14 protein-coding genes, 2 tRNA genes and 1 pseudogene are annotated in these 16,755 nt (G+C 72.4%); 12 read left to right on the forward strand and 5 right to left on the reverse strand.

Annotated elements, in window-relative coordinates; all coding sequences use genetic code 11:
- Positions 1-105 precede the first annotated feature (105 nt).
- From ACWD6R_RS18115 to ACWD6R_RS18145, 7 genes are all read left to right on the forward strand, one after another.
- Entirely contained in the window at positions 106-1,038 is a 933-nt protein-coding gene (locus ACWD6R_RS18115) for a phosphatase PAP2 family protein (RefSeq protein WP_451819627.1), read from the forward strand.
- The gene (locus ACWD6R_RS18120; protein WP_451819578.1) at positions 938-2,128 is read left to right on the forward strand and encodes a hypothetical protein; all 1,191 of its coding nucleotides are present in this window, start codon (positions 938-940) and stop codon (positions 2,126-2,128) included. Before ACWD6R_RS18115 ends, ACWD6R_RS18120 begins: the two co-directional genes overlap by 101 nt.
- The gene (locus ACWD6R_RS18125) at positions 2,119-3,732 is read left to right on the forward strand and encodes a hypothetical protein (RefSeq protein ID WP_451819579.1); all 1,614 of its coding nucleotides are present in this window, start codon (positions 2,119-2,121) and stop codon (positions 3,730-3,732) included. The genes ACWD6R_RS18120 and ACWD6R_RS18125 overlap by 10 nt, the downstream gene beginning before the upstream one ends.
- Positions 3,729-5,063, forward strand: a complete 1,335-nt coding sequence (locus ACWD6R_RS18130; protein WP_451819580.1) for an AAA domain-containing protein — start codon at positions 3,729-3,731, stop codon at positions 5,061-5,063. Before ACWD6R_RS18125 ends, ACWD6R_RS18130 begins: the two co-directional genes overlap by 4 nt.
- A 150-nt stretch (positions 5,064-5,213) precedes the next feature.
- Positions 5,214-5,555 (forward strand): hypothetical protein, encoded by a 342-nt coding sequence (locus tag ACWD6R_RS18135; protein ID WP_451819581.1) that lies wholly within the window; start codon positions 5,214-5,216, stop codon positions 5,553-5,555.
- A gap of 212 nt (positions 5,556-5,767) precedes the next feature.
- Positions 5,768-6,508: a hypothetical protein gene (locus ACWD6R_RS18140; RefSeq protein WP_451819582.1), complete on the forward strand. Its 741-nt coding sequence runs from the start codon at positions 5,768-5,770 to the stop codon at positions 6,506-6,508.
- Positions 6,499-6,572: transfer RNA gene (locus ACWD6R_RS18145), tRNA-Lys, on the forward strand. The genes ACWD6R_RS18140 and ACWD6R_RS18145 overlap by 10 nt, the downstream gene beginning before the upstream one ends.
- Before the next feature lie 59 nt (positions 6,573-6,631).
- Here ACWD6R_RS18145 and ACWD6R_RS18150 read toward each other — a convergent pair.
- The gene (locus ACWD6R_RS18150) at positions 6,632-7,846 is read right to left on the reverse strand and encodes a M6 family metalloprotease domain-containing protein (protein ID WP_451819628.1); all 1,215 of its coding nucleotides are present in this window, start codon (positions 7,844-7,846) and stop codon (positions 6,632-6,634) included.
- Between the two features lie 517 nt (positions 7,847-8,363).
- Here ACWD6R_RS18150 and ACWD6R_RS18155 point away from each other — a divergent pair.
- Positions 8,364-10,265, forward strand: coding sequence for a putative bifunctional diguanylate cyclase/phosphodiesterase (locus ACWD6R_RS18155; protein WP_451819583.1), 1,902 nt, complete (start codon positions 8,364-8,366; stop codon positions 10,263-10,265).
- A gap of 77 nt (positions 10,266-10,342) precedes the next feature.
- On the opposite strand, the gene ACWD6R_RS18160 is transcribed toward ACWD6R_RS18155, so the two are convergent.
- The gene (locus ACWD6R_RS18160) at positions 10,343-11,461 is read right to left on the reverse strand and encodes an LLM class flavin-dependent oxidoreductase (RefSeq protein ID WP_451819584.1); all 1,119 of its coding nucleotides are present in this window, start codon (positions 11,459-11,461) and stop codon (positions 10,343-10,345) included.
- A 75-nt stretch (positions 11,462-11,536) separates the two neighbouring features.
- Positions 11,537-12,280 (reverse strand): maleate cis-trans isomerase family protein, encoded by a 744-nt coding sequence (locus tag ACWD6R_RS18165; RefSeq protein WP_451819585.1) that lies wholly within the window; start codon positions 12,278-12,280, stop codon positions 11,537-11,539.
- Positions 12,281-12,448: 168 nt separating this feature from the next.
- Here ACWD6R_RS18165 and ACWD6R_RS18170 point away from each other — a divergent pair, with 168 nt between their 5' ends.
- The 4 genes and pseudogenes from ACWD6R_RS18170 to ACWD6R_RS18185 all read left to right on the forward strand — a co-directional run bounded on the left by ACWD6R_RS18170 (position 12,449) and on the right by ACWD6R_RS18185 (position 14,610).
- Complete coding sequence (locus ACWD6R_RS18170; RefSeq protein WP_451819586.1) at positions 12,449-13,447, forward strand: D-2-hydroxyacid dehydrogenase; 999 nt, start codon at positions 12,449-12,451, stop codon at positions 13,445-13,447.
- Positions 13,426-13,549, forward strand: a pseudogene (locus tag ACWD6R_RS18175) (L-cystine ABC transporter ATP-binding protein YecC); the annotation flags it as partial. The gene ACWD6R_RS18170 and the pseudogene ACWD6R_RS18175, both read left to right, overlap by 22 nt.
- A 166-nt stretch (positions 13,550-13,715) precedes the next feature.
- Positions 13,716-14,474 carry an IclR family transcriptional regulator gene (locus ACWD6R_RS18180; protein ID WP_451819587.1) on the forward strand — a complete coding sequence of 253 codons (759 nt, stop codon included), beginning with the start codon at positions 13,716-13,718 and terminating at the stop codon, positions 14,472-14,474.
- A 62-nt stretch (positions 14,475-14,536) separates the two neighbouring features.
- A tRNA-Lys gene (locus tag ACWD6R_RS18185) sits at positions 14,537-14,610 on the forward strand.
- 105 nt (positions 14,611-14,715) lie between these two features.
- Here the strand turns inward: ACWD6R_RS18185 and ACWD6R_RS18190 are convergent.
- Both ACWD6R_RS18190 and ACWD6R_RS18195 read right to left on the reverse strand, forming a co-directional pair.
- A complete protein-coding gene (locus tag ACWD6R_RS18190) occupies positions 14,716-14,916 on the reverse strand; it encodes a hypothetical protein (protein WP_451819588.1) in 201 nt (66 codons plus the stop codon).
- A complete protein-coding gene (locus ACWD6R_RS18195) occupies positions 14,900-16,750 on the reverse strand; it encodes an SPFH domain-containing protein (RefSeq protein WP_451819589.1) in 1,851 nt (616 codons plus the stop codon). Before ACWD6R_RS18195 ends, ACWD6R_RS18190 begins: the two co-directional genes overlap by 17 nt.
- Positions 16,751-16,755: the final 5 nt, after the last annotated feature.

Consider the following 16,755-nt stretch of genomic DNA (forward strand, 5'->3'; position numbering starts at 1 on the left):
ACGGGGCATCCACAGGGGACCCCCCGGGGGGATTCGCCACCGACCCGCGCCGTACGGTTGAACGCCTGCCGTCGGACGCATGAACACATGATGGAGAGCATCCGGATGTCGCTTGCCACCGCCGCGCCCGCGTCGCGGCACCGGCCTCGATGGTGGGCCGAGCTGCCGCTGATCGCGATCGTGTACGCGATCTACTCGGTCGGCCGGCTGCTGGTCCGAAGCGATGTGTCGACCGCCGTCGACCACGGGCTGCGCATACTTCATCTGGAGAAGATGCTCTTCCTCAACGCCGAGCACCCGCTCAACCGCTTGATGACGGCCCATCCGGTGATAGGCATACCCTCCGACTTCGTGTACGCCTCACTGCATTACGTGGTCACCCCGGCCGTCCTGGTCTGGATCTACCGGCGGCGCGCGGCCGCGTACCGCGCCGCCCGCACCTGGCTGATGACGTCCACGCTGCTCGGTCTGATCGGTTTCGCGCTGATGCCGACCTGCCCGCCGCGGCTGCTCCACGCCACACACGGCTTCGTCGACACCATGGCCCAGTACAGCTCGTACGGCTGGTGGGGCGCCGAGGCGAGTGCGCCGCGCGGCATGGGCTGGATGACCAACCAGTACGCGGCGATGCCGAGCCTGCACGTCGGCTGGGCGCTGTGGTGCGGGATCCTGCTGTGGCGCCACGGCAGGCACCCGCTGCTCCGGGCCGCGGGTGTCGTGTACCCGCTCCTCACCACGTTCGTCGTGATGGGCACGGCCAACCACTACTTCCTCGACGCGGTCGCGGGCGCCGCGGTGATGGGCGTCGGGGCGCTGCTCACCACGCCGGTGATGCGGCTCGTCGACCGGATCAGGGCAGCGGTAGGGGCCCGCAACGCTGCGGCCGTCCCGGTCACGAAGTCCCCTGTTGTCAGTGCCGGATGCAAGACTTCCGCGGGTGAGCGAATTCCCGGCCAGCGGACCTCCTCCGCAGACTCCATCGATGTCGCAGCATCGGCCGACGCAGCAGGCGACGACACTCCGGCAGCGGCTCGCTGAACTGCGCGGTCCCGCCGTCGCGCCGCATCCGCTCGATGCCCGCGCGCTGGCCGCGCTCGCCGCCAACCCCGGCTGCAAGCGGCGCGCCCTGCTGGACGGCGCCGGGGTGGACAAGGCCGCACTGGCGACCGCGCTCGGCTCTCCCGCCGCGTTCGGTCAGTCACAGTTCGCTTTCATGCGGGGCAACGCGTTCGAGGCGAGGGTCAAGGCCGACGGCGGCACGGAGCTGATGCGCCTGCTGTACGAGCGGCTCGGCGGGGGCGGCGAGGCGCCGCGCGAGGTCCGGGTACCGGATCTGGCGGCGGCGGGTCCCGAGGGCCGTGCGGCACGTACGGCACTGGCGCTGCGGGAGGCGACCGAGGCGGGTGGCTGGGCTCTGCTCGATCACCCGATGCTGGCCCTGGAGGTGGCGGGCTCGCCCGCCTATCTGGAGCCGGACGCGGTGGTGGTGCACCCCGACGGCCGGTGGACGGTCGTGGAGATCAAGTCGTTTCCCGTGATCGACAGTTCGGCGGACGCGGCGAAGGTCGGCGCGGCAGCCCGGCAGTCGGCGGTGTATGTGCTGGCGCTGGAGCGCATCGCGGCGGTAACGGCGGGGGCGGAGGTCGGCCACCGGGTGCTGCTGGTCTGCCCGAAGGACTTCTCCAATCTGCCGACGGCGTCGGTCGTCGACGTGCGCAAGCAGCGCGCGGTCACCCGCCGCCAGCTGACCCGGCTGACCCGGGTCGAGGACATCGCGGCCGCCCTGCCCGAAGGCACCACCTTCGACCCGGAGTGCTCCGCGCAGGATCTGACGGCCGCGGTCGACGCGGTCACGGCGGCGTACGCACCGGAGTGCCTGGCCGCGTGCGAACTGGCCTTCCACTGCCGGGCGAAGGCGCGGGCGGCCGGCGCGGTGGAGGCACTGGGGCGGAGCGTACGGGGTGAGCTCGGCGGTCTGACGACGGTGGGCGCGGTACTGGCCGCGGCGGCGGGCAAGGAAGGCGATCCGGCCGACCCCACGGTCGCCGCCCTGCGCCGCGCCGCGGCCCTGCGCGCGGAGGCGCTGGAGCACCGGGGCGCGCCCCTGGAAGGCCCGGCATGTCTCTGATCAGCACCCTGGCGCGGCTGGAGGCCGTGGAGAGCGGGCGGGCGCAGCCGATGGCCACCGTCCGGCACCGTCATCTCACCGGTGCGCCGCTCGTTCTCGTACCGCTGACCACCGCCGGTGAGACGGGCGCCCCGCTCGGCGCCCTCGTCGGAACGGACCGGGACGCGCCCCGGCTGCTCGCCGTGGCCCAGCCGCGCGACCGCGATCTGCGGTTCGCCTTCCTCGCCGAGCTGGCCGAGGTGGTCCTGCCGCACATCGAGACGTACACGGACGTGGTGGAGCCCGCCGAGCGCAACCAGACCGATCCCGAGACCGGAAAGAAGGTCAAGGTCGAGGTCGAGTTGTGCACGGACGCGCCGCAGTTGATCGTGCCGAGCCGGGCGGGTCTCGACTTCGTACGGCTGCTGGGCCGGTCCATGCGGTTCCGGCGCACCGCCGAGGACGACCCGGACACCCCGTACCCGGCGCCGGCCCGGGTCCCGCTGCTGGGCCGCTGGCTCACGCATTACGGGGAGCGGGCCCGGGTGCCGGGTTCCTCGCTGCTCCTCGCCATGACCGATCTGCTGAACCGGCACTGGGCGACCGGGCAGTCCACGCTGGAGGACCAGCATCTGGGGGCGCTGCTCGCCTGGATCGACCCTGCGGTCGGCGAGTCCGGTGCGCAGGCCGCGCTCCGGGCCGAGCTGCAGCGGGACGCCGGTGGCCAGCTGCTCTGCCCGCCCGCCGGTCCGGCGACGGACCCGGCGTTCGACAACCGGCTGCTCGCGCCCGCGATCGAGACGTACGACCGGGCGCGCACGTCGCTCGCGGCGGCCGAGGACGGCCTCGCGGCCGACGCCCGGCTCGCCGGACTGACCGCCGCCGAGCGGGAGATCAGGTCGCTGCTGGCCGGGGTGGCGCGGCCGGCCTGGGACGCGGTGTGGCGGGGGCTCGACCTGATGCGGGAGCTGCCGGCCGGGTCCAGGACCGAGGACCGGTGGACCCGGGACCGGTGGTCGTTCACCGGCCACCGGGACCGGGTGCGGGCCGGGGAGCCGCCGCAGCCGCGCCGGGACGACGCGGTGACGGCGGCGGCAAAGCTGGCCTCGCGGGAGACGGCGCAGGCGCAGTTGGAGGCGCAGGAGGCACTGGACGACCCGCTGGTGCTCGCGGGGCGCCGGCTGGCCGGTGAGGCGTTCGTCGGGAAGGTGGCCGAGGTGGTGATGGCGTACAGCGAGTCGAAGCGGCCCTCGCCGCGTCCGCTGGTCACGGTCCGGACGGGCGAACACCCCCAACTCGGTGAGCGCACGAAGGTGTACCGCACGCTGGACGGCAAGCCGCAGACCGCCGAGTTCGTGGCGTACGCCTCCGAGGATCTCCCGGACGCGGAGGAGCGGCTGCTGGTGCTGCGGATCACCGACCGGATGGGCCGGAGCAAGGAACCGGCCCCGGGTTCGCTGCCGGAGCCGGGCGACCGGATCGTCTGGACCCTGTTCGAGCACGACCAGCGCAGCGGCCCGAAGCTGCCGGACCCGGAGGAGACGCCGTGGACGCACGGCGGCCCGCCGGGCGCCGCCGGACCTTCCGAGAACCCTGACCCCGTGACCCCGGAGGACCTGTTGTGACGGCCGTATTCGATCCGGGCGCCGAGGCGGGGCGGGCCACCGCCCAGATCCTGGACGACACGCTGAACGGAACGGCCCGCGGCATCGTGGTGGACTCCCCGCCGGGCGCGGGAAAGTCGACGCTGGTGGTGCGCGCCGCGCTCGAACTCGCGTCGGCAGGGCGCCCGTTGATGGTGGTCGCGCAGACCAACGCCCAGGTCGACGACCTGGTGGTGCGGCTGGCCGAGAAGGACCCGGGGCTGCCGGTCGGACGTTTGCACAGCAACGACGCGGACCCGTACGACAAGGTGCTGGACGGCCTGGCCAACGTACGGAAGTCGGCGAAGGCCGGGGATCTGGCCGGACTCGATGTCGTCATCTCGACGGCCGCCAAGTGGGCTCATGTGAAGAACGTCGAGCCGTGGGGGCACGCGATCGTCGACGAGGCGTACCAGATGCGCTCGGACGCGCTGCTGGCCGTCGCGGGGCTCTTCGAAAGGGCGCTGTTCGTCGGCGATCCGGGCCAGCTGGACCCGTTCTCCATCGTCGGCGCGGACCAGTGGGCGGGGCTGTCGTACGACCCGTCGGCGAGCGCGGTCTCGACGCTGCTGGCGCACAACCCCGAGCTGCCGCAGCGCCGGCTGCCGGTGTCGTGGCGGCTGCCCGCGTCGGCCGCGCGGCTGGTCTCGGACGCGTTCTACCCGTACACCCCGTTCCGCAGCGGTACGGATCACGGCGACCGGCGGCTGGCGTTCGGGGTCCCGTCGGACGGCTCCGCCCCGGACCGGGTGCTGGACGAGGCCGCGGAGTCAGGCTGGGGCCTGCTCGAACTCCCGGCCCGGCACACCCCGCGCACGGACCCGGAGGCGGTACGGGCGGTGGCCCTGGTGGTCCGCCGGCTGCTGGACCGGGGCGGCGCGGCGACGAGCGAGCGCTCCCCCGACCCGGCCCCGGTGACGGCGGACCGGGTCGCGGTCGGCACGGCCCACCGGGACCAGGCGGCGGCGGTACGGGCGGCGCTCGCCGAGCTCGGTGTGACGGGCGTGGCGGTGGACACGGCGAACCGGCTCCAGGGCCGCGAGTTCGATGTGACGGTGGTCCTGCACCCGCTGTCCGGCCGCCCGGACGCCACGGCGTTCCATCTGGAGACGGGCCGGCTGTGCGTCCTGGCGTCCCGCCACCGTCACGCCTGCATCGTGGTCTGCCGCGCCGGCGTCGCGGACCTGCTGGACGAGCACCCGTCGACGGAACCGGTCCAGCTCGGCGTCACGGTCAAGTTTCCCGACGGGTGGGAGGCGAACCACGCGGTCCTGGCCCACCTCGCGGAACACCGCGTCCCGTGGCGCCCGTAACACTGGCGGATCACGGGCGATGGGCCGTCGGGGGCGTGCGCCGCGCCGGGCGGTGATCCGGTGCGCTCCCGCGCACCGCCCTCGAAGCGCACTTGCGGACGGTTGGACAATGGAGGGTGGCCGTCGGGCCCACCGAAGGAGGAACACCACATGGCACAAACCGAGCGGAAGGAGCAGCAGCGGCTGCGCCCCGCGCCCCTGCTCTTCGAGCCGACGGCGGCCGTCGCCGACCCCGAGCACTTCTTCGACCTGGAGTCGATGGACGACCCGGAGGAGCTGCTGGCCCGCGCCACCGAGCTGACGCTGGCCTTCCGCGCCGCGACCGACCGGGCGACCGAGTTCCAGGCCGTCGCCGCCGCCCAGCTGGCCGATCCGCAGCGGTTCGACCGGCTCACCATGGCGGACATCGCGCAGCGCGCGGAGTGGACCGAGGACTACGCGAAGAAGATGGTCGAGTTCGGCTGGAGTCTGCTGGGCGGCGCGCGGCCGTGACGCCGGAGCGTCCGGCCCCTGGCCCCCTCCGCGTCCGACTCCGGATCCGGCGGCGGGGACTCCGGGTCCGGCCCCGGCTCTCGCTCCGGATCTGACTCCGGGCACAGCCGCTGGCATATGCCCGCGCGCAAGATACTCCTCCCCACCCCACCCTGTCCGGGTTTCCGACAACTCTTGCAATCCACAGTGTCACTACCGGTAAACAGGTAGTCATGAGCGCATGGCTGCCAGACGAGACCACCCTGCATCCCGGCACCGGAACCTGCGCCGGGCGCCGCACCGGCGCCCGCCACGGTGCCGATGTCTTCGCGGTCCTGCGGGACCGAGCCGGTGACCAGACCGCTCAGGTCACCGCGGCCGGAGCGGCCTGGCTGGCCGGCGCCGCCGCGTATCCGCGCTCTACGCTCACCCAGTGGGAGGCCCACCCCGGCTCCCCCGGCGTGCTGCCGTGCGGATCGGCGTTCGACGTGGTCAATGTGCCGGCGCTCTTCGGGCGGCGGATGCTGGAGCACCTGTGGGCCGACGGCCCGGGTTCCGGCCCGGTCGCCACGCACCGCGGGCGGATGCTGCTGTTCGCCGCCCCCGGCACCGCCCAGCGGCTGCCGTCGCTGCTCGACTGGGAGGAGTGGGGCACCAGCCACGAGCAGGCGGCGGAGCACGGCCCCGAGGCGCCCCGGGGGAGGGAGGACCGCGAGGGCAGGGTCCCGCCGCTGCTCTGCCACGGCACCGGTGACGCGGTGACCGTCCCGCCCCTGGCCTGCGACTTCTCCTCGTCAGGGCCCCGCTGGGTGGTTGCCCCCGACACCCGTACCCCTTGGTTGCCGGGCCCCGACGTACTGCTCTGGGCCTGTGTGCGCGTGACCCGCTCCGCGCCCACCGGGTCGGCTCGGATTTCGATTTTTCCTCCCGCCGATCCGGGTGCTAATGTCTACGACGTCAGCAGGCGCCGCTAGCTCAGTTGGTTAGAGCAGCTGACTCTTAATCAGCGGGTCCGGGGTTCGAGTCCCTGGCGGCGCACAGACGGAAGAAGCCCCTCGCGGAAGCGAGGGGCTTCTTCGTTTACCGTCACGGCAGCGTTACGTGCCCGTGGCGATACGGACTGTCCACGCACCCGACGGCGTCCGGTCCGCGACCTCGATCCGGGTGTGCTCGCCGGGGACGGAGTACGTCTCGCCGACCCGCAGCGGGGCGTCCGCGAGCGGCGGGTAGACCGACTGGTCCCAGCAGGCGTCGGTATGGGGGTGGGTGTCGATGACCTGGATCGGCCCGCCGCCGGACGGTGTCTCGTTGCGGACCCGGTAGATCAGCACCCCCTCGCTGCACGTCGCCCGGTCGTTGCCGGTGGCACTGCGGGCCTCCAGCGCCACGGCACTGCCCTCACCGGTCCTGATCACCGCGAGCCGCGTGCCGATGGACGCACCGGGCACCGGCACAGCGGCCATCGACTCCAGGGTGATGTCCTGGTTGTGCTGGATACACGCCACCTGCCTGCGGTCCAGCCAGCCCAGCTTCCACTTGTGCCAGCCGAACAGGTCCGGCGAGAGACCGAACTGGCTGCCCATCACGTCCCAGTCGCCGACGTACGTGTCCCAGTCGCCCTTGCCGTCCGACGGCCGGTGATAGAGGTCCGGCAGGTCGAAGACATGCCCGGTCTCGTGGGCCAGCACGTTCCGGTCCGGTGGATGCTGCTCGAAGACGGTGACGACGCGCCTGATGTCCGCGCCGTCGGCGTGCAGCGGCTGGTCGAAGTTGACGACCTTGGTGGCGTCGGAGTCGACGCCGGGCGCGTCCGGGTCGGCGACCAGATAGACGATGTCGTACTTCGAGAAGTCGACCTGGTCGTCGGCCGCGTCGATCGCGTCGCGCAGATAGGAGCTGCGCCGCTTGTCGTCCCAGTCGCGCTTCATGCCGTACGACGTAGAGCTGTGGGGCATCTGGACCCACTGGCGCTGCGGGTGCGGGCGCAGGGTGAACTTCCCGTACGAGGCGCGCCGGAAGAACTGCGTGGTGGCGGGGAAGTAGTCGGCGGCGAGCTCGCCGGGGGTGGTGACGGGGCGGGCGTCGGGGAACGAGAGAAAGATCATGACCGCGTCGAGGGCGTGGTCGGGGCGCGGGTATGCACCGTCCCACTCGTCCAGGCCGAGCGAGTGGTGCGCCCCCGTCCTGGGCAGGGCGCAGGGGCCGGCTTCACCCGTGGCCGCCACGGCCGGACCCGCAACGAGGGAGGTGGAGGCAAGCGCCAGGAGAGAGATCAGACCGGCCACCACACCACGCGGACTCGGTCTCTCCAGTCCCCCGAGCCTGCGCTGAGGCGGCACATCGACCTCCGGGTGCGGGATGCGGATACACGCAATCCACCCTGTGCCGGTTCGGGGGCATTCGCCCTGTTGTGCTGCCCCACTCGGGTCAGCAGTCAGCCTCTCGAAGCCCTTTCACGGACAGTCACAAACGATCACTGCGGCAACGTGAAGGAGACCCAAGATCGACGTGAGGGATCAGAGCCGCGCAGAAATAATCAGTCATGGGCAAACCGGAAAGACGCGCGAATGACCCATGCGGGGTGCTCCCCGGGGTCGCAACGGACGGGAAGCTGGAACGGGCCGGACAACAGCATCTATGCTTCACCACGCTTTCCTGCGTGGTTCCCGCCTCGGACAACGGCGCTCCGCGCGGCGGGCCAGTCCGACCACAACTGTTCAGGACAGAACTGCACGGCGGGAGCGAGCGGTGAGCGGAACCTCCGAAGGGCCGAGGCCCGCGGCAGGCACAGCGCCCCCTACCGTGCGACCATCCGTCACGGAGCGTCACATGGAACCGGTCGGCCCGGGAGCCGTCGACTCCCGCCCGGCCGATTACCGGGCCGCCTTCCGGGGCGCCATGCTGCCGATGGCCGTCGTCGACCACGAGGGCCTGGTCCTGTGTGCCAACGACGCTCTCGGCGGGCTGCTCGGCGCCGATGCCGCGGCGCTGACCGCCCAGTCCGCGTCCGATCTGCTCGACCTCTCCGCCGACGTCCGGACCTGGCATGCGTACCGCGAGGTGCTGCGCGGCCGGCGATCCCGGTTCCGCTGCACCCGCAGGCTCAAGCACCCAGACGGACGCTCGATGTGGGCCGAGATCACCGTCGTGCCGATGCCGGAGACCGGGGCAACAGGCGCGAAGACGGGCGCAGGGACAGAGCCGGAGACCGGAACGGGCGCGCAGACCGGAACGGGCGCGCAGACCGGAACGGGCGCGCAGACCGGAACGGGCGCGCAGACCGGAACCGGGATCACTCCGGGCGCCTCCCCCGTGCTGCTCTCCGTCGCCGACATCAGCGACCGCCACGAGCTGCAGAAGCGGCTGCGCCACCTCCAGACGCACGACCCGGTGACCCGGCTGCCCAACCGGACACTGTTCTTCGAGCGGCTCTCCGCCGCCCTGGAGACTCCGCCGTACCAGGACGACAGCCTCCCGCGGCACAGCCGGATCGGGCTCTGCTACCTCGACCTGGACGGCTTCAAGGCCGTCAACGACACGATGGGGCACCGGATCGGCGACCGGCTGCTCGCCGCCGTCGCCGCCCGGCTCACCGACTGCGCCGAACGGGAGAGCCTGCACCGCACCGGCGGCACACTCGTGGCGCGCCTCGGCGGCGACGAGTTCGCGATCCTGGTCGAGGAGTCCGCCGGGACGCAGCAACTCACCGATCTCGCCCGCGCGGTGCTCGCCGCCCTCCAGAAGCCGTTCGACCTGGCCGGGACACGGCTGACCGTGTCAGCGTCGATCGGGGTGGTGGAGCGGGGCGTCGCCGGGACCTCGGCCACCGGTCTGATGCAGGCCGCCGACACCACGCTGTACTGGGCGAAGGCGGACGGCAAGGCACGCTGGACGCTCTTCGACCCCGAGCGCAACGCGCACCGGATGACACGGCAGGCGCTCTCCTCCACGCTCCGGCCCGCCGTCGAGCGCGGCGAGTTCACCATCGAGTACCAGCCGCTTGTCGGGATGGCCGACGGAGTCGTACGCGGGGTGGAGGCTCTGGTCCGCTGGAACCACCCGCAGTTCGGCATGCTCTCACCGAATCGGTTCGTCGCGATCGCCGAGGAGGACGGCTCGATCGTCCAGCTCGGCCGCTGGGTGCTCCGGTCGGCCTGCCGTCAGGCCCGGCGCTGGCAGCTGGACCATCCGGCCGAGCCGCCGCTCTTCATCAGCGTCAATGTCGCCGTACGGCAGGTCTGGGACTCCGACCTGGTCACCGATGTCGCCGAGATCCTCGCCGAGACCGGCCTGGCCCCCGGACTGCTGCAGCTGGAACTGACCGAGTCAGCGGTGATGGGCTCGGCGGGCCGCCCGCTGGAGGCGCTCCAGACGCTCAGCGACATGGGCGTCCGGATCGCCATCGACGACTTCGGGACCGGCTACTCGAACCTCGCCTATCTGAGCCGGCTGCCGGTCTCCGTACTGAAGCTGGACGGCTCGTTCGTACGCGGCTTCCGGTACGAGGACGGGGCGCACCCCAGCCCGGCCGACGAGACGATCGTCGAGGCGATGGTGCAGCTGGCGCACCGGCTGGGGCTGACCGTCACCGCGGAGTGCGTGGAGACCGCGAGCCAGGCGGAACGGCTGCGGCGGATCGGCTGCGACACGGGGCAGGGCTGGCTCTACTCCCGGGCGGTGGCCCCGGAGCGCATCGCAGAACTCATCGGGACGAGCCCCCTGGGGCTCTGAGAGAGCCGCCCCCGGAACACGGAGCCGAGCTCCTCTAAAAGGGCAGAACGGTCAGCACCGACCGGCCCGCACAGACCTCAGCCACGCAACCGGTACGCATCCGCGATCAGGTCGTAGCTGCGCAGCCGCGCCTCCCCGCCATGCGCATTCGCCGTGATCATCAGCTCGTCCGCCCCGGTCCGCTTGGCCAGGTCGTCCAGACCGCTGCGCACCTCGTCCGCCGTCCCGTGGATGACATTGCCGAGCCAGCTGTCGGCGAACTCCCGCTCCATCGGACTGAAGGCATAGGCCTCCGCCTCCTCCGGCGTCGGGATCAGACCGGGGCGGCCGGTGCGCAGGCGGACCATCGACAGGGCGCCGGTCAGGACCTGGCGGCGGGCCTCGCGCTCCTCGTCGGCTGCCAGCGCCGAGACGCCGATCAGGGCGTACGGGGCGTCCAGCACCGCGGACGGCTTGAACGAGTCCCGGTACAGGTCGAGCGCCGGAATCGTGTTCTGCGCCGAGAAGTGGTGGGCGAAGGCGAACGGCAGACCCAGGACCCCGGCCAGCCGGGCGCTGAAGCCGGAGGAGCCGAGCAGCCAGATCGGCGGGCGGCCCGCGGGACCCTGCACCGGGCCCGGAACCGCATGGATCCGGGCGTACGGATGGCCGTCCGGGAAGTCGTCGTCCAGGAACCGGGTCAGCTCGGCGAGCTGCTGCGGGAAGTCATCGGCGCCCTCGCCCAGCCGGTCCGTGCGCCGCAGCGCGGCGGCGGTCGCACCGTCCGTCCCGGGGGCGCGCCCGAGGCCGAGGTCGATGCGGCCGGGGGCCATGGCCTCCAGCGTGCCGAACTGTTCGGCGATGACCAGCGGGGCGTGGTTGGGCAGCATGACCCCGCCGGAGCCGAGCCGGATCCGCTCGGTGCGGGCGGCGAGGTGGGCCAGGATCACGGCCGGGGACGACGATGCGACGCCGGGCATGGAGTGGTGTTCGGCGACCCAGAGGCGGTGGTAGCCGCGGCGCTCGGCGAGCTGGGCGATGTCCACGCTGGTGCGCAGCGCCTGGGTCGCGGTGCGGCCCTGGCCGACGGTCACCAGGTCGAGCACCGACAGCGGCACGGAGGCCGTTCCCTCAGCCCTGCCCCGAATGCCGTCGCCGCGACTCTCGTCGCCGCGACTCTCGTCGCCTCGGTTCTCGTCGCCTCGGTTCTTGTCCACGTGAAGGCCTCTCCGGTGATGCTCGTGCGTCCGGGGAAACCTAACAGGAGGTTGTCTCCGTTTATTCCCGGCCGGTCACTTCCCGACCGGTGCGGGCGGCGCCTCCCGGGTGGCGAACAGCGTCCCGAGCTGGGGCGCCCAGGTGCGGCGACGGGCCAGCCGCAGAGCCTCGTGCACCGCCACCTGGTTCGCGGTGAGAACCGGTTTGGCGAGGACTTCCTCCAGGTCACGGACGTGCGCGGCGGTGTGCACGGCGTTGTCCGGCAGCAGTACCGCCTCCGCGTCCGGCCGGTCCGCGGCAACCGCGAGCTCCTTCAGCCGGTCCAGCCCCCACCCCGCGGCCGCGGCCGCGGAGGTGACGCCACCGCCGCGCACGGCGACCACCTCGACGCCCGCGGCGGCCAGGAAGTCGCCGAAGAGCCCGGCGATCTCCTCGGTGTACGGAGCGGCGACCGCGACACGCACGGCCCCCAGCGCCCGTACCGCGTGGACGAAGGCGAGCGACGTACTCGATGCGGGCAGCCCCGCCGCCCTGGCCAGAGCGGCGCTCTGCTGACGGGCGCCCTCCCACCCGTACACGAGACTCCCGCCGGTGCTGGCCCAGACCACCGACTCGGCACCGGCGCGCCGCAGCTCCTCGACCCCGGCGGCGAGGCGCTCGGGTGCGCCCCGCTGCCGCAGGATCTCGGTGCGGCGATCGTCCTCGCCCGGCTCCGTGCGGTTGACGACGAGCCTGATGGTGGTGTCGAGGATGACCTCCATGCGCGGGAAGTCGTCGTCCGCGAAATGGCCCGGGTAGAGGAAACCGACGGTCGTCATATTCACCCTCCTGCACTGCTGGACCGCTGTACTGCCGCTGCCCTCCCCACTGCCCAGTATTCCTCCGGCGCCCGCACCCCTGCCGACCTTGGCGTTGACGGGCGCGGGCCCGGGTGCGAGCGTGGTCAATCCGTACATCTCAGACGTTGACGAGGCGATCACTCCCTGATGTCAGAGCCCACCCTCCTCGTACTCGACGCCGCCCCGTCGCCGCGCCTCGGCCGGCTGACCGGCCGGGTCCGGATCCGCTACGTGGACGAGGCCGGCCTCGCGGGGGAGCTGCCGCACGCCGACGCCCTGCTGGTGTGGGACTTCACCTCCGACGCGGTACGCGCCGCCTGGCCCGGCGACGGACCGCGGCCCCGGTGGGTGCACACGGCCAGCGCGGGAGTGGACCGGCTGCTCTGCCCGGAGCTGGCCGGGTCCGACACCGTGCTGACCAATGCGCGGGGCATCTTCGAGCAGCCGATCGCCGAATACGTGCTGGGCCTGGTGCTCGCGTTCGCCAAGGACGTCCCCGGCACGCTGGAGCTGCAGCGCCGGCGGCGCTGGCACCACCGCGAGTCGCAGCAGCTCGCGGGCGGCCGCGCGGTCGTCGTCGGGGCCGGGCCGATCGGCCGGGAGATCACCCGGCTGCTCAACGCACTGGGCGTCCAGGTGGCGCTCGTGGGGCGTACGGCGCGGCGCACCATCCATGGCGCCGAGGATCTGGACCGGCTGGCGGCGCTCGCCGACTGGGTGATCTGCGCGGCGCCCCTGACGGAACGGACGCGCGGGATGTTCGACGCTCGGTTCTTCGGGCTGATGCAGCCTTCGGCCCGCTTCATCAATGTGGGGCGAGGTCCGATGGTCGTCGAGGACGATCTCGCCGACGCGCTGCGCCGACGGTGGATCGCGGGCGCAGCGCTCGACGTCTTCCAGCACGAGCCGCTCGCTCCGGGCAGTGGACTGTGGGACGTACCGGGGCTGATCGTCTCGCCGCACATGAGCGGCGACACCGTGGGCTGGCGGGACCGGCTGGGCGAGCAGTTCGTGGAGATGTACGAACGGTGGGCGGCCGGGGAGCCGTTGCCGAACGTGGTCGACAAGCGGCGCGGATACGTTCCCTCATCGGATGTCCCCGGCGCCCCGAACGGCGTTGACACGACGTCTCGGAGAAGGTGCTGATGTTCGACGTAGGGCGGGTGGTGGAGGCCGGTCCGCCGGAAAAAAATCTTCTCCGCTCCCGAACACGAACGTACGCGCGAGTTCCTCGACGCGGTGCCGTGACCTCGCCGTCCGTCGATCGTCATTGACTCTGGCATATGCCAAACGAGTGCGCCCCAGCTGACAGCGCCGGGGCACACCGAGAACTCATCAACAGGCCCCCACCAAAAGCCTCTTGGCAGCTATCGTGGTGCCAAAGCTTGCGGTCACAACCTGGTAGGGGGAAACCGTGGCGTTGAAGCCCGACCCGACCGCACCGTTCCACTCGGTGCAGTACGCCCTTCGTGTTCTCGAAACGGTCTCCAAGCACGGCACCGGCGTGACGGACACCCAGATCTCCCGGGAGACGGGACTGCCGGTGGGGCATCTCGCCTCACTGCTGCTGACTCTGCGCCGCGAGGGTTACGTCGAGCAGGTGTCCGACGGCGCCTATGTGGTCGGCGCCTCACTCCTGCTGCTCGGCTCCGGGGCCGCCCGCAGGCAGACACTGGAGAACAAGCTCCAGCAGATCCTGGACCAGCTGCGCGATTCGGTCGGCGCCGCGGTGTACATAAGCCGGTACGTCGACGGCGAGATCCGGGTCACGCAGTACGCCGACGGTCCGCGCACCCCCGCGGTCAACGAGTGGGTGGACTTCCGGTCCGCCGCGCACGCCAGCGCGTTCGGCAAGTGCCTGCTGACCCAGCTCGACCAGAACGGCCGCCGCGACCATCTCTCGCGCCACAAGATCGCCCGGCTCACCTCGCGGACCATCACGAGCGAGAAGGTCCTCTTCTCCAAGCTGGACAGCCAGCCGGCGACGGTCCCGGTGCTCGACCTCCAGGAGTACGCGATGGGCACCGTCTGCGCGGCCGTGCCGCTCACGGCGGGCTCCTCGGCCGGCTGCCTGGCGCTGTCGCTGCCGGTCGAGCACGCGCACCGGCTGCGCTCGGCGGCGGACACGCTGAACCGGCGGGCGGCTCCGGTCCTGCTGTCACTGGCCCTCTAGGGCCTCGGTCGGCACGTGTCATCAGCACGCCTGAGGACCAGGTATTATTTTCGTGTCAGCAGGCGCCGCTAGCTCAGTTGGTTAGAGCAGCTGACTCTTAATCAGCGGGTCCGGGGTTCGAGTCCCTGGCGGCGCACAGACAACGCCCAGGGCGGTTCGCGTACACACGTGGACCGCCCTGGGCGCTTTTCGCCGTCCGCCGCTCCACACACGCGTGTCACAGAGGCGTACCGGACAACCGTCAACCGTGTTGTCCTCCATCGCCGGACGACACCAGGTGGGCGCGCCCGTGCGCCTCGTACTCGCCGAGCAGGGCGGCCGGCTCCGCGCCCCGCAGCCTTTCGTAGGGTCCGCCGGCCCCGTTCCACCAGACCGGGTCGGCGCTCCGGAAGCCCTCGCGGCGGAGCGCCACCGCGGACGCGCCGTCAGGCCCCGCCCGCACCGCTGCGTCCGGTGTAGAAGGCCACCGTCAAGTCCTTGACCAGCGCCTTCCGTTCATAATCGTCGAGCTCCATCAGGCCGCGCGCGGTCAGCCGGCTGACCGTGTCGTCCACCGCGTCGACCACCGAAGTCAGCACACTGTCGCGGTGTTGGGCGTCAATGGCGGCGATCCGGAGACGATGCATCGCGGCGGCGAGCTCCGGTGCGTACTCGATGCCGGTCGGCTGCGCGGAGTACACCTCGATGCCCACCGGCTCGCACTCCGCCTTCAGAATCCCGGTCAGCGCGTCACCGACCGCCTCCGCGTTGCGCAGCGTGTGGGCGTCCTCGTGGAACGCGTCGGCGGGGAGCTGCGAGAAGACCCGCGCCATCGCCGCCTCCACCTGCTCGCGCAGATACGTCTCGTGGTCCGCCACCCCGAGCATCGCCCGCACGGTGTCCTTGATCCGCCACACGACGAGGACGACGACGCGCAGCGCCGTACCGTTCGCATCCACCGCGGGCAGCGGTTCGCTGCGCCAGTGCCGGAGCCGCACGTCGACCCGGCGACGCAGCAGCAGCGGGCTGACCCAGACGAGCCCCGTCCGCCGCACGCTCCCCCGGTAGTCACCGAAGAGCGTCATCACCCATGCGTGCCCGACGCGGCCGCGAGTCAGACCGCCGAGCGCGAAGAACACGACGGTCACCAGGGCGGCGAGCGCCGCCCATGCCCCGATGCCGATGCCGTCGTACGGACGCGAGCCGATCCCGAGCCGGGCGAGCACCCCGGCGGGCAGCGCGCCGACCCACCACAGCACCGCCCCACCGCCGGCGATCCCGGCCAGCCCGGCGAGCACCCCCGCCCACCCGGGCAGCGCGGTCCACGGCTTCTCGGTCAGCCGCGGATCGCCGACCGGCGCGGGCCTGGTGGGCGCCTGCACCTGCGCCCCGTGCGCCACGGGCGCCCGCCGCAAGCCCGCCACCTGCTCGCCGGCGGCGGCCCCCCGGGCGAAATCGGAGGGGAGAGCGGCGGCGTCGGGGTGCTTGGACGCGCCAGGGAAGAGGAGGTGTACGGGGATGGAGGCGGCGTGCTCCTTGGTGATGACGACGCGCCGCCGCCCGGTCACGGCGTCGTCGGGTTCCGACACCGGTACAGGGGGCGATCCGGACTCCGGTACGGGGACGGCTTCGGCGGCCGAGGCAGGCCCCGGCTCCGTGGGGGGCGGTGTGCCGTGCGGCGCGTCGGGGCCGGGTTCGGTCCGAACCGGCGGCGTGGTGTCGGACAAAGCGTCCAGGAGCGGGCGGGCCAGCGGGCCCGAGTCCGGGTCGAGGGCCGGCGCGGAAGCCGCGGCCGGAACCGTCACCGAGGCCGCACCGAAGGCGGGGTCCGTCGCGTCACCCGGGACCAGGTCGAGCACGAGGTCGAGGGCAGCATCCGAGCCGGCCTCCGCCTCCGTCCCCGCCCCGGAGCCACCCCCGGCATCCACACCCGGAACCGATGCCGGACCCGCGCCCGGCCAGACATCCGCACCCGTATCCCAACCGGCCCGCGCCTCCATCCCCACCCCGGAGCCACCCCCAGCCTCCATGCCCGGAACCGATGCCGGACCCGCGCCCGGCCAGACATCCGCACCCGTATCCGAGCCGGCCCGCGCCTCCATCCCCGCCCCGGAGCCACCCCCGGCATCCACACCCGGAACCGATGCCGGACCCGCGCCCGGCCAGACATCCGCACCCGTATCCGAGCCGGCCCCGGTGCCTCCGGCACCCTCCGTGTCGCCCATTTCGCCGCTCATCGGCTCCCGTTCCTTCCCGTGCTCCGGGACTCCGGAGCTGCCCGACACCGTGGATCGCATTCCCG

The sequence above is a fragment of the Streptomyces sp. NPDC005151 genome (genome assembly GCF_053599875.1).

What these genes read in the sequence shown, in the direction of transcription:
- ACWD6R_RS18115 (WP_451819627.1), top strand. Translation starts at nt 106, where the DNA reads ATGTCGCTTGCCACCGCCGCGCCCGCGTCGCGGCACCGGCCTCGATGG.
- ACWD6R_RS18125 (WP_451819579.1), top strand. Translation starts at nt 2,119, where the DNA reads ATGTCTCTGATCAGCACCCTGGCGCGGCTGGAGGCCGTGGAGAGCGGG.
- ACWD6R_RS18135 (WP_451819581.1), top strand. Translation starts at nt 5,214, where the DNA reads ATGGCACAAACCGAGCGGAAGGAGCAGCAGCGGCTGCGCCCCGCGCCC.
- ACWD6R_RS18140 (WP_451819582.1), top strand. Translation starts at nt 5,768, where the DNA reads ATGAGCGCATGGCTGCCAGACGAGACCACCCTGCATCCCGGCACCGGA.
- ACWD6R_RS18155 (WP_451819583.1), top strand. Translation starts at nt 8,364, where the DNA reads ATGGAACCGGTCGGCCCGGGAGCCGTCGACTCCCGCCCGGCCGATTAC.
- ACWD6R_RS18165 (WP_451819585.1), bottom strand. Translation starts at nt 12,280, where the DNA reads ATGACGACCGTCGGTTTCCTCTACCCGGGCCATTTCGCGGACGACGAC.
- ACWD6R_RS18170 (WP_451819586.1), top strand. Translation starts at nt 12,449, where the DNA reads ATGTCAGAGCCCACCCTCCTCGTACTCGACGCCGCCCCGTCGCCGCGC.
- ACWD6R_RS18195 (WP_451819589.1), bottom strand. Translation starts at nt 16,750, where the DNA reads ATGCGATCCACGGTGTCGGGCAGCTCCGGAGTCCCGGAGCACGGGAAG.